This window comes from [Enterobacter] lignolyticus SCF1 (genome assembly GCF_000164865.1).
GTDB lineage: Bacteria > Pseudomonadota > Gammaproteobacteria > Enterobacterales > Enterobacteriaceae > Enterobacter_B > Enterobacter_B lignolyticus.
In genome coordinates, this window is the sequence record NC_014618.1 from 3,545,811 (window position 1) to 3,558,268 (window position 12,458).

Consider the following 12,458-nt stretch of genomic DNA (forward strand, 5'->3'; position numbering starts at 1 on the left):
AACACAACCTCACCCGTTGAGCGAGGTTGTGGGAAGACGCGAGTCAATGACCCGGGAAAGGCACCAGGCTGTAGCAGTTAATCCCCTGCTTCTCGAGGCGCTGCTCGCCGCCGAGATCGAACAGATTAATAATGAACGCCGCATCGGTCACTTCACCGCCCAGGCGGCGGATCAGCTTCACGGTCGCTTCGATGGTGCCGCCGGTCGCCAGCAGATCGTCCACCACCAGCACTTTATCGCCCGGCACGATGGCATCAACGTGGATTTCCAGCTGATCGGTGCCGTACTCCAGCTCGTAGCTTTCCGCGATGGTTTCACGCGGCAGCTTGCGCGGTTTACGTACGGGCACAAAACCCACACCCAGCGCCAGCGCAACCGGCGCACCAAACAGGAAACCGCGCGCTTCCGTTCCCACCACTTTGGTGATACCGGCGTTTTTGTAGCGCTCGGTCAGCAGTTCAATGCTGAGGGCGTAGGCTTTCGGGTCTTCCAGCAAGCTGGTGACATCACGGAAAAGAATGCCAGGCTTCGGATAATCCTGGATGCTTTTGATGCTGTTTTTCAGATATTCAAGCTGCTGTGCAGTTGCGGTCATAGGTGTATGCCTGATTAAAACGGTGTTACTCACGGCGCATTCGCTCGGGCCAAAAGTTACAGTTGTTTAACCTTTAACCAGACGCGCACGTGCTCGAAAACGCCAGAATTTACTGGCAGAGAACGATAAATGCAATAACCATTGCGGCCATTATTGTTTTTGTTGTTCTGAATCAACCACCGGGATGCGCCACATAAAGAACAACAGCCCGGCGAGGATCGCCAGCAGCAGCAGACGCACCCACAGCATATTAACCAGCCAGAGGGAAATCGCGAAGGTAATGAGGATCACCGCGATCGCTTTGGGCTTGGCCCCTGGCGGCATCGCTTTATACTGCTGCCAGTGGCGCAGATAACCGCCAAACCAGGAGCGGTACAGCAGCCAGCGATGAAAACGCGGCGACGAACGCGCAAAGCACCAGGCCGCCAGCAGAATAAACGGCGTCGTCGGCAGCAGCGGTAAAAACACGCCAAGCGTACCGAGCGCTACCGCCAACCAGCCAATGATGATTAGAATAATGCGTTGCATAGTGAGAATCGCTATCAAACAGAACGGCTACTGTAGCACAGGCCGCTGGAGAGAAAGATGAAAACTGACCTGTTACTGCAATCGCTAAATGCGCAGCTTATGCGCCTGGAACAGGACATCCGGCCGATGGCGTTTCACGCGACGCTGGGACGGCGGTTCGACCGTCAGCTGTTTCGCAACCAGAGCCCGTTTCTGCAGGCCTGCCTTGAAGAGGCGCGGGAGAACCTGCGGGCGCTGGAGCACGCCGTCGCGCAGCGGCAAACCGCGCAGGTCGTCTGGCTGGCGGAACATCTGGCGGCGCAGCTGGAGGCCATTGCGCGGGAAAGCGCCGCCTGGGCGCTGCGCGAATGGGATAGCGGTTCGCCGACGCTCACGCGCTGGCAGCGCAAAAGGCTGCGCCATCAGGACTATGAGCGGCGTCTGCTGGCCATGAAGCAGGCGCGCGAGCAGCAGCTGGCGCAGGCGACAACGCTTGCGGAACAGCAGCGCCTGTCGCGGGAAATCGACGCCTTTCGCGGGCGTCTGGCGCGCTGTCGGGATGCCCTGCAAAATATTGAAACGGTGCTGGCGCGCCTGACGCGCTAGCCGAAAGGAGAAGCGATGTCGCTGGAAAACGCCCCGGATGATGTAAAACTTGCGGTAGATCTCATCGCGCTGCTCGAAGAGCACGCCATTGCGCCGGAAACGGTGCTGAGCGCGCTGGAGATGGTCAAACGGGATTTTGAGCGCAAGCTGCGCGAAAGCGCCGGAGATGCCTGAAGCCCTCTCCTTTGCAGGAGAGGGTCAGCCAATGATTACGCCTGCGACGGCGTCGGGTCGTCGCCTTTCACGTCACGTTTGACTTCCGTGACCTCATCGCCCTTCTCGTTACGCAGATGCACTTCAAGCTGGTTGAAGGCGATATTGATGTCGTTTTCACGGCACAGGCGATCGATAGCGCGGTTGAGCTCATCGACGGTGTAGCTGCGATCGCGCAGCTCGCGCACGTACAGACGCAGCTCATGATCCAGCGTGCTGGCGCCAAAGGTGGTGAAGAACACCGACGGCGCCGGATCCTGCATCACCTTCGGATGCTCGTGCGCCACGCGCAGCAGCACCTCTTTCACTTTGTCGAGATCCGATCCGTAGGCCACGCCAAGGCGGATCACTACGCGGGTAATGGTATCGCTGAGCGACCAGTTGATCAGGCGCTCGGTCACGAACGCTTTGTTCGGAATGATCACCTCTTTGCGATCGAAGTCGGTAATCGTGGTCGCACGAATACGGATCTTGCTGACCGTCCCGGAGAAGGTGCCGATCGTCACCGTATCGCCGATACGCACCGGACGCTCGAAGAGAATAATCAGGCCGGAGACGAAGTTCCCGAAGATCTCCTGCAGGCCAAAACCGAGACCCACCGACAGCGCCGCCGCCAGCCACTGCAGCTTATCCCACGAGACGCCCAGCGAACCAAACACCGTCATCGCGCCGACGGCGATAATGACGTAGTTCAGAATGGTGGTAATGGCGTAGGAAGCCCCCTGGCGCATGTTGAGCCGCGAGAGCACCAGCACCTCCAGCAGGCCCGGCAGGTTGCGGATAAGCGCCAGCGCCACCATCCCGGCGACCAGCGCGAACAGCAGGCTGCCGAGGGTGACGTTCCGGATGACGTCCGCCCCGGCTTCCGTCACGCTGTAGTGCCAGAGGGTGATGCTGTCGAGATAGGCAAAAACGGTGATAAGATCCGACCAAATCGCCCAGAACATCACGCCGAACAGCGCCACCATCACCAACATGGTGATGCGTAACGTCTGCTGGTTGACCTCTTCCAGCGCGATGCTCGGCTCCTCCTGCGGTTCAACGCCTTCCGCCCCCTCTTTCACCAGGTGCTGGCGACGGGCCAGCGCGCGGCGGTAGGCGATGCGGCGGGCCGCGACGCTCAGGCCGCGGAGTACGGTCTGGTACAGCAGGTTCCAGACGATAACCAGATAGACGGTTTCAATCCAGCGGCCGGACAGGCGCAGCGTGGTGTAGAAATAGCCGGTTGCGGTGAGCACCATCAGCGCGATAGGTACAATCGACAGCGTGGTGATGGTCAGCAGGCGCAGGCCGTGAGACTCCTTGTCACGCCAGCTTTCGCGGCACATCGGCCAGACCAGAATCGTGATGGCCAGCAGGTTCAGGAAGATGGCGAACTGCCCCAGCACGTCGTCCATCAGATGCAGCGGCGACAGCTCCGCCGCTACCGACCAGAAGTGCAACGGCAGCAGCGCCAGGCTGATGCGCACAATCTGGCGGCGCCAGTGGCTGGTCAGCTGCGGCGGCATATTAAAGTGCGTAACGGCGACGCCATTCTTCTCCAGCACTTTCCAGCACAGGCCAAACACCAGCCAGAACAGCGCCAGCTTCTTACAGAACGCCCACAGCAGATCGCTGACGTTAAGCTGCATGGTCAGCAGAATAAGCCCGACCGCCAGGATAATCATCACCACCGGCAGAGCGCGGATAAGATCGATAAGAATCGCCTTCGGCGTATTCAGCTGGCTGTCGTTACGCAGCTGCCCGACCTGGGAGGCCAGCTTCTGCTGGTAAGCCCGCAGCCAGGACAGACGCCAGCGAATGAGTCCGGCAATGAGCAACAGCGGCAGGCCGGCGAGGAACGCGATAAACACCGCGGGCCAGGCTTTCTCCCAGTTCACGGTGATTTTCATCTTGCTGAACTGGTCTTTCAGCGCCGACGGGAAGGATTTAAACCAGTCCCAGTCCATTGGCTTATTGCTGTTCACCCAGAAAATCTGCTGCGTCAGAATGGATCGCAGGCTTTTTGATACCCCGACCAGCTGCTGCTGGTTGATCTGCAGGTTAATAGCCATCATCAGCTGGTTGCCCAGCTGCTTGTTCATCTGATCCAGCAGCTCGCGGCGCATATCAACAACCTGCAGCAGCGCATCGTGCACTTCAGGGTTGACGTCGTTGCTGTGGCCTTCTTCAAGGTTGGTCACATAGTCATCATTCTGGAACAGCGCATCGCGCTGCTGATTCACCTCAAACTGCTCAAGGCGCAGGTCGGCGATGCGGTTGGTCATATCCTCCAGTTCGTCAGCAGACGGCAGGGTCTGCTGCTCCTGATAAAGAATACGCGACAGCAGCAGGCTGCCTTTGAGCATCGAAATCTGCTCTTTGATGTTACGCTCCGACTGCAGCGCGCGATCGAGCCAGTTTTTGACCCTGATGTTCTGCTGCACCAGCTGGTTGCCGTTTTCGGTGGCTTTAATCAGCCGCTCGCTCAGCTGGTGGTTGATATCGAGTTCCTGCTTCACCAGTGGATTCGCCTGAATGCGCGCGGCGTCATCCGGAGACATGGCCTCTTTGGCGGTCTTTTCAGTCAGGGTGAGGCGCTTGCTGTTTACCGCTTCCTGCAACAGCTGGAGCTGATGCTCAAGGCGATTACTGTTGGCCGTGACGTAGTCGCGCTGCTTTTGCAGGGTGTCCTGCAGCACGGTGTTGCCTTCGAGGCTTTTCCGCTGCTGGTCTATCTCCGCATTCAGCAGCACCTGCTGCACCAGCAGCATGGTCTGCTGCGTCGGGCGCAGCGCCCCCTCGCCGACCGTGGTGCCGTTCAGCCGGTTGCGTACCTGCTGCAGCTGCTGGGACGCGTTGTACATGGCGTTCTGCACGCGCTCGGGCTGCGTCTGCAGCGAGACAAGCTGGCTGTTGTAGGTGGCGAGATCGCTTTGCGCCGACTGCAGGTTGTCCAGCACGTCGCTGACGCGCGCCTCCAGCTGCCGCATCGAGAGCTGGGCCAGCACCTTACGCGTTTCGGTATCGTTATCCGCATCGCTCAGGGCATTCAGACCGTCCACCGCCTGACGCATTTTGGTCGGCGCCTGTTCAATCTGCTGTTTGAGCTGCGCCGTTTCGTCTTTGACGCGGTCGATTTTGTCGAGCATCTGCAGCGTATCGGTCAGGTCCTGCTCGATAAGCTTGTCCTGCGGGGAGAGATCTTTTTTCTTGGTCAGGGTGGCAAGCTGCTTTTGCACATCGCTACGGTCGGGCAAGTCGTTGCTGTTCTGTGCGCGGGCCTGACTCAGCGAGATGGAGCCAAAGAAACAAGTCAGGATAACGATAAAAGCGGAAAGCGATTTCCGCCAGCGAGTGTTGTGCGACATAGTGTTAACATGAATGGTGGCAATGACCGGTAGAACCGGGGGATTTACGCGGGCGAAGAATAACACTTCTGGCTGCCGACGAATAGCGATTAGCGCCAGGAATATTCTTAGTCACGCCCGTTTCCAGCCCGCCTCAGACGGCGGGCGATACCGCGCGCAGCGTCGGGCAAAACTGGAACATTTCCAGCAAGATAGCCACGTAGTCCCGCGCCTCGTTTTTCAGGTTGAACGACTCGGGGGCAAACAGCCAGTTTTCCACGAGCCCGGAGATGTAGCCGCGCATCAAAATCGCCGCCCGGCGGGTCAGTAAATTCACCGGCAGCAGCCGGGCGCGCATGCACTCGTTCAGGGTGAATTCGATACGGTCATAGCTTTCCAGACACAGGCCCCGCTGCACCAGCTGAACCTCCGCCATTTCGCCGACAAACTCGCATTTATGGAAGATGATTTCCATCAGCAGTCGCCGACGTTCATCTATTACCGTAGCTTCAAGAATATAGACTAAAATCTCCCTTAAAACTGACAGTGGATCATCGGGGAATTTTGCCCGATACTCTGTTTCGAGATCGGCGATGCTGAATTCTGAGAGCTGCCAGATTTCACTAAACAAATCGGATTTGTTTTTGAAATGCCAATAGATAGCGCCGCGCGTCACACCCGCCGCTTTTGCAATGTCCGCCAGCGAGGTAGATGATACCCCCTGTTGCGAGAACAAACGCAGAGCCACATCGAGTATGTGTTGTCGTGTTTCCAGCGCCTGTTGTTTGGTTTTTCGTGCCATAGGTTAGTGAATTTACAGAGGTTAGATTTACATACATTTATGAATGTATGTACCATAGCACGACGATAATATAAACAAAGCAATGGGTTTGTGGACACTTGATCCATTATCTATTTGAAATCGGACACTAGAGGTTTACATATGAACAAAAACAGAGGGTTAACGCCTCTGGCGGTCGTTCTGATGCTCTCAGGCAGCTTAGCGCTAACAGGATGTGATGATAAAGGAGCCCAGCAAGGAGCTGCTCATATGCCAGAGGTTGGCGTGGTAACGCTCAAAACCGAACCTCTTCAGATGACAACGGAGTTACCCGGTCGTACTAACCCATACCGCGTTGCTGAAGTTCGTCCCCAGGTCAGCGGGATAATCCTGAAACGTAACTTTACCGAAGGCAGTAACATCGACGCGGGCGTCTCCCTGTATCAAATCGATCCGGCCACTTATCAGGCCGCGTATGACAGTGCGAAAGGCGATCTGGCGAAAGCCGAAGCGGCGGCGAAAATCGCTCAACTGACGGTAGCGCGTTATCAGAAACTGGTGGGTACGCAGTACATCAGTAAGCAGGATTACGACACCGCCGTTGCCAATGCGCAACAGGCCAATGCTGCCGTTGTGGCGGCAAAAGCCGCTGTAGAAAGCGCGCGCATCAACCTGGCGTACACCAAAGTGACCTCGCCTATCAGCGGGCGCATTGGCGCATCATCCGTGACCGAGGGCGCGCTGGTGCAAAACGGCCAGGCGACAGCGCTGGCGACCGTGCAGCAGCTTGATCCTATCTACGTCGATGTGACCCAGTCCAGCAACGATTTCCTGCGCCTGAAGCAGGAGCTGGCGAACGGCTCGCTGAAACAGGAAAACGGTAAAGCGAAAGTGACGCTGGTCACCAATGACGGCATCGCGTATCCGCAAGACGGCACGCTGGAGTTCTCTGACGTGACCGTTGACCAGACCACCGGTTCTATCACCCTGCGCGCTATCTTCCCGAACCCGGATCACACGCTGCTGCCAGGGATGTTCGTTCGCGCGAAACTGGAAGAAGGCGTTAACCCGGATGCCCTGCTGGTGCCTCAGCAAGGGGTAACCCGTACACCGCGCGGTGAAGCCAGCGTGATGGTTGTCGGCGAAGGCGACAAAGTCGAAGTTCGCCAGGTGACCGCCACCCAGGCCATTGGCGATAAGTGGTTAGTGACCGCAGGCCTGAAGACAGGCGACCGCGTGATCGTCACCGGTTTACAAAAAGTAAGACCGGGCGCACAGGTAAAAGCGCAGGAAGTGAATTCTGACAACCAACAACAAGCCGCAGGCGGCGCCCCGTCAGAATCGACCAAGTCTTAACTTAAACAGGAGCCGTTAAGACATGCCTAATTTCTTTATCGATCGCCCCATATTCGCATGGGTGATCGCCATTATTATCATGCTGGCAGGGGGACTTGCGATCCTCAAACTGCCGGTTGCGCAATATCCAACGATTGCGCCGCCGGCCATCGCGATCACCGCCATGTACCCTGGGGCCGATGCGGAAACGGTGCAGAATACCGTGACCCAGGTTATCGAACAGAACATGAACGGTATCGATAACCTGATGTATATGTCCTCAAACGGTGACTCGACGGGTACAGCAACCATTACGCTGACCTTCCAGTCAGGCACCGACCCGGACATCGCCCAGGTACAGGTTCAGAACAAACTGCAGCTGGCGATGCCGCTTCTGCCGCAGGAAGTGCAACAGCAGGGCGTGAGCGTTGAGAAAGCGTCCAGCAGCTTCCTGATGGTGGTCGGCGTCATCAACACCAACGGCACCATGTCCCAGGATGATATTTCCGACTACGTGGCAGCGAACATGAAGGACCCGATCAGCCGTACCAACGGCGTGGGTGACGTTCAGCTGTTCGGTTCCCAATACGCGATGCGTATCTGGATGGACCCGAATAAACTGAACAACTTCCAGTTAACGCCTGTAGACGTGATAAGCGCCCTCAAAGCGCAGAACGCCCAGGTCGCCGCCGGTCAGTTGGGCGGTACGCCGCCGGTGAAGGGCCAGCAGCTGAACGCCTCTATCATCGCCCAGACCCGTCTGACCAATACCGAAGAGTTTGGCAATATCCTGCTGAAGGTGAATCAGGACGGTTCTCAGGTTCGCCTGCGTGATGTGGCGAAAATCGAACTCGGGGGCGAAAGCTACGACGTCGTCGCGAAGTTTAACGGCCAGCCAGCTTCCGGTCTGGGTATTAAACTGGCGACCGGCGCCAACGCCCTGAACACCGCGGACGCGATTCGCGCAGAGCTCAAACGTATGGAACCCTTCTTTCCGTCAGGTCTGAAGATTGTTTATCCGTACGACACGACGCCATTCGTTAAAATCTCAATTCATGAAGTGGTCAAAACGCTGGTTGAGGCGATCATCCTCGTCTTCCTGGTCATGTACCTGTTCCTGCAAAACTTCCGCGCGACGCTGATTCCCACTATCGCCGTACCGGTCGTCCTGCTCGGAACCTTCGCAATCCTGGCGATATTTGGCTACTCGATAAACACCCTGACGATGTTCGGGATGGTGCTTGCCATCGGTTTGCTCGTCGATGACGCCATCGTGGTGGTAGAAAACGTCGAGCGCGTCATGGCGGAAGAAGGTCTGCCGCCGAAAGAAGCCACCCGTAAATCCATGGGTCAAATCCAGGGCGCGCTGGTCGGTATCGCGATGGTGCTGTCTGCGGTATTTATCCCGATGGCGTTCTTCGGGGGCTCTACCGGGGCGATTTACCGCCAGTTCTCCATCACCATCGTTTCGGCGATGGCGCTGTCGGTACTGGTGGCGTTGATCCTGACGCCAGCGCTGTGCGCCACCATGCTCAAACCTATTGAGAAAGGCGGTCACGGCGAGCACAAGGGCTTCTTCGGCTGGTTTAACCGCATGTTTGATAAGAGCACGCATCACTACACCGACAGCGTAGGCAACATCCTGCGCAGCACCGGTCGTTATCTGCTGCTCTATATCATCATCGTGGTCGGCATGGCCTACCTGTTCGTGCGTCTGCCAAGCTCGTTCTTGCCTGACGAAGACCAGGGCGTGTTCCTGAGTATGGCCCAGCTTCCGGCGGGTGCGACGCAGGAACGTACGCAGAAAGTGCTGGATGAGATGACCGACTACTATCTCACCAAAGAGAAAAACAACGTGGAATCCGTGTTTGCGGTTAACGGCTTCGGCTTCGCCGGTCGTGGTCAGAACACCGGTATCGCGTTCGTTTCTCTGAAAGACTGGAGCCAGCGTCCGGGCGAAGAAAACAAAGTCGCGGCGATTACTCAACGTGCGATGGTCCGCTTCTCGCAGATTAAAGACGCGATGGTGTTTGCGTTTAACCTGCCAGCAATTGTTGAGCTGGGTACCGCAACCGGCTTTGACTTCCAGCTGATTGACAGGGGCGGCCTGGGCCACGAAAAACTGACCCAGGCGCGTAACCAGCTGTTTGGTGAAGTTGCGAAACACCCGGATGTCTTAACCGGCGTGCGTCCTAACGGTCTGGAAGATACGCCGCAGTTTAAGATCAACATCGATCAGGAAAAAGCGCAGGCGCTGGGCGTGTCCATTAGCGACATTAACACCACGCTGGGCGCGGCCTGGGGCGGTAGCTACGTCAACGACTTTATTGATCGTGGCCGTGTGAAGAAAGTTTACCTGATGTCCGAAGCGAAATACCGCATGCTGCCAAGCGATATCGGCGACTGGTACGTTCGCGGTAGCAATGGACAGATGGTGCCGTTCTCCGCCTTCTCAACCACCCGTTGGGAATACGGCTCACCGCGTCTGGAGCGTTATAACGGTCTGCCGTCGATGGAAATCCTCGGCCAGGCAGCGCCGGGCAAGAGTACCGGTGAAGCCATGGCGCTGATGGAAGAGCTTGCCAGCAAGCTGCCGTCAGGCATCGGCTACGACTGGACGGGGATGTCCTACCAGGAACGTCTGTCCGGCAACCAGGCCCCTGCCCTGTACGCTATCTCGCTTATCGTCGTCTTCCTGTGTCTGGCGGCGCTGTATGAGAGCTGGTCAATTCCGTTCTCGGTCATGCTGGTTGTACCGCTTGGGGTTGTCGGCGCGCTTCTGGCGGCGACCATGCGCGGCTTAACCAACGACGTGTACTTCCAGGTCGGCCTGCTGACAACCATTGGCCTGTCGGCGAAGAACGCGATACTGATCGTGGAATTCGCCAAGGACCTGATGGATAAAGAAGGCAAGGGCCTGATTGAAGCGACCCTTGAGGCGGTGCGTATGCGTCTGCGTCCGATTCTGATGACCTCGCTGGCGTTTATCCTCGGGGTACTGCCGCTGGTGATAAGCTCCGGCGCAGGCTCCGGCGCGCAGAACGCCGTCGGTACCGGCGTAATGGGCGGGATGGTGACCGCGACCATTCTGGCTATCTTCTTTGTTCCGGTCTTCTTCGTGGTGGTACGCCGCCGCTTTAGCAGAAAGAACGAGGACATTGAGCACAGCCACCAGGTTGAGCATCATTAATCGCTAAGCTAATCTCAGGGGCCGCAATTGCGGCCCCTTTTATTTGGCGGCCCGGCATAACGGCACGTATTGCGTGCTCATTTATTTTATTGTCATCATTTTCGGTATATAATCTTAATAGTTCCGGTATTAAATCCATGGGTAATACATAAGCTGAACTTATTTTTTTATTTTAAATGATTAAGAATACTCTTAGTTTTACCCTAAGCGATAAATGCGCCGATCGGCGGTTTCATAACTCAATGAAAATTAAGCGTCTGCACGGGAATGCCAGCGCGTATCGCCGTACAGCACGCATGATGAAAAGTCTTAGCCTCACGCTAAATAACGATAATTGTAATTTTTCGTAATAGCGCGATGAAATCTTTTAAAGAGTAGATTATAGTTAGAGCATCAGATTTATAGCGTTATGTTCCAGGTCAGACAGCAGTATCCATCCCGCAACGGTGTTTGTGAGTTAATCTTAAGGGGGATGTGTTATGGACGAATACTCGCCAAAAAGACATGATATCGCACAGCTTAAATTTCTCTGTGAAACCCTGTATCATGACTGCCTTGTTAACCTTGAAGAGAACCGTGCAGGCTGGGTGAACGATCCGACCTCCGCGATTAACCTTCAAATCAACGAACTGATCGAGCATATTGCTACCTTCGCACTTAATTACAAAATTAAGTATAACGAAGACAATAAATTGATCGCACAAATTGATGAATATCTGGACGATACCTTTATGTTGTTCAGTAACTATGGCATTAACGCAGAGGATCTGCAGAAATGGCGAAAATCTGGAAACAGGCTTTTTCGTTGTTTCACCAACATCAGTAGAGCTAATCCGGTTAGTCTCTCCTGTTAAAATTATTACAATCAATAGGTAACTTTATGTCAGAGAAACCCTTAACAAAGACTGATTATTTGATGCGTTTGCGACGTTGTCAGACTATTGACACACTGGAACGTGTCATTGAAAAAAATAAATATGAACTTTCAGACAATGAACTGGCTGTTTTTTACTCAGCCGCCGATCATCGTCTTGCCGAACTTACTATGAATAAGCTTTACGATAAAATCCCCGTTTCGGTATGGAAATTCATACGTTAATGATCCTCTTTGTCACGGTACCCCACACCCCTCTCTGACCTGTCGACGTTCTTATCGCTTACTTTGTGATAGACGTCGCACGTTGAAATGGGGAACGTTCCCATAAAGACAATAAGCTTATAGTGTGAAGCTCCGATGTTAAAGGAGGCACATATGAGTGATGAAAAACGCAAGATGATCGCCGGGGAGCTATACCGTCCGGGCGATGAGACCTTACGCGCCGACCGCCTGCGCGCAAGGCAGCTGATTCACCGCTATAACCCTACGTCGCCAGACGAGCGTGACGAGCGAAACGCCCTGCTCCGCGAACTGTTCGGTCGGGATCATGACGCCTATATCGAACCGGGCTTCCGCTGCGACTACGGCTACAACCTTTTCCTGGGTAAAAATTTTTACGCCAACTTCGACTGCGTGATGCTGGACGTGTGCCCGATACGCATCGGCGACAACTGTATGCTGGCCCCCGGCGTGCATATCTATACGGCGACCCACCCGCTGGACGCCGCGGAGCGCAACAGCGGTCTGGAATTCGGGAAGCCGGTTACCATTGGCGATAACGTGTGGATCGGCGGGCGGGCGGTGATTAACCCGGGCGTCACCATCGGCGACAATGCCGTTATCGCGTCAGGAGCGATCGTGGTCAAAGATGTTCCGGCGAATGCGGTGGTTGGCGGTAATCCGGCGCGCATCATCAAAATGCTGGCGTGACTGTTATGCTTTTTCGTAACTGATCTGTTACTTTTCGCCAGAATTAACGCAACATAAAATAACACCATTTCCCGTTCTTCGACATTTCAGGGGAC

Annotated in this window: 11 protein-coding genes; 7 read left to right on the forward strand and 4 right to left on the reverse strand. The window is 55.7% G+C overall.

The features are described 5' to 3' along the window. Positions 1-43: 43 nt before the first annotated feature. Positions 44-595: an adenine phosphoribosyltransferase gene (gene apt / locus ENTCL_RS16565; protein ID WP_013367295.1), complete on the reverse strand. Its 552-nt coding sequence runs from the start codon at positions 593-595 to the stop codon at positions 44-46. Positions 596-745: 150 nt separating this feature from the next. Beyond that, positions 746-1,123 carry a DUF454 family protein gene (locus ENTCL_RS16570; RefSeq protein ID WP_013367296.1) on the reverse strand — a complete coding sequence of 126 codons (378 nt, stop codon included), beginning with the start codon at positions 1,121-1,123 and terminating at the stop codon, positions 746-748. A gap of 57 nt (positions 1,124-1,180) precedes the next feature. On the opposite strand from ENTCL_RS16570, the gene priC reads away from it, so the two are divergent. After that, positions 1,181-1,708 carry a primosomal replication protein N'' gene (gene priC, locus ENTCL_RS16575; protein WP_013367297.1) on the forward strand — a complete coding sequence of 176 codons (528 nt, stop codon included), beginning with the start codon at positions 1,181-1,183 and terminating at the stop codon, positions 1,706-1,708. A gap of 15 nt (positions 1,709-1,723) precedes the next feature. Continuing rightward, positions 1,724-1,882 carry a pleiotropic regulatory protein RsmS gene (gene rsmS, locus ENTCL_RS23155; RefSeq protein ID WP_013367298.1) on the forward strand — a complete coding sequence of 53 codons (159 nt, stop codon included), beginning with the start codon at positions 1,724-1,726 and terminating at the stop codon, positions 1,880-1,882. A 35-nt stretch (positions 1,883-1,917) separates the two neighbouring features. Here rsmS and mscK read toward each other — a convergent pair whose 3' ends face one another. Then, positions 1,918-5,271 (reverse strand): mechanosensitive channel MscK, encoded by a 3,354-nt coding sequence (mscK, locus tag ENTCL_RS16580; RefSeq protein ID WP_013367299.1) that lies wholly within the window; start codon positions 5,269-5,271, stop codon positions 1,918-1,920. 133 nt (positions 5,272-5,404) lie between these two features. Beyond that, entirely contained in the window at positions 5,405-6,052 is a 648-nt protein-coding gene (gene acrR, locus ENTCL_RS16585) for a multidrug efflux transporter transcriptional repressor AcrR (RefSeq protein ID WP_013367300.1), read from the reverse strand. A 141-nt stretch (positions 6,053-6,193) separates the two neighbouring features. Between acrR and acrA the strand changes: the two genes are divergently transcribed. From acrA to maa, 5 genes are all read left to right on the forward strand, one after another. After that, positions 6,194-7,387, forward strand: coding sequence for a multidrug efflux RND transporter periplasmic adaptor subunit AcrA (gene acrA / locus ENTCL_RS16590; protein ID WP_013367301.1), 1,194 nt, complete (start codon positions 6,194-6,196; stop codon positions 7,385-7,387). A 22-nt stretch (positions 7,388-7,409) separates the two neighbouring features. Beyond that, positions 7,410-10,556 (forward strand): multidrug efflux RND transporter permease subunit AcrB, encoded by a 3,147-nt coding sequence (acrB, locus tag ENTCL_RS16595; protein ID WP_013367302.1) that lies wholly within the window; start codon positions 7,410-7,412, stop codon positions 10,554-10,556. Positions 10,557-11,035: 479 nt separating this feature from the next. Further along, positions 11,036-11,410 carry an Hha toxicity modulator TomB gene (tomB, locus tag ENTCL_RS16600; protein WP_013367303.1) on the forward strand — a complete coding sequence of 125 codons (375 nt, stop codon included), beginning with the start codon at positions 11,036-11,038 and terminating at the stop codon, positions 11,408-11,410. 26 nt (positions 11,411-11,436) lie between these two features. Further along, positions 11,437-11,655, forward strand: a complete 219-nt coding sequence (locus ENTCL_RS23160; RefSeq protein ID WP_013367304.1) for an HHA domain-containing protein — start codon at positions 11,437-11,439, stop codon at positions 11,653-11,655. Positions 11,656-11,808: 153 nt separating this feature from the next. Next, positions 11,809-12,363 (forward strand): maltose O-acetyltransferase, encoded by a 555-nt coding sequence (maa, locus tag ENTCL_RS16605; protein WP_013367305.1) that lies wholly within the window; start codon positions 11,809-11,811, stop codon positions 12,361-12,363. Positions 12,364-12,458 lie beyond the last annotated feature (95 nt).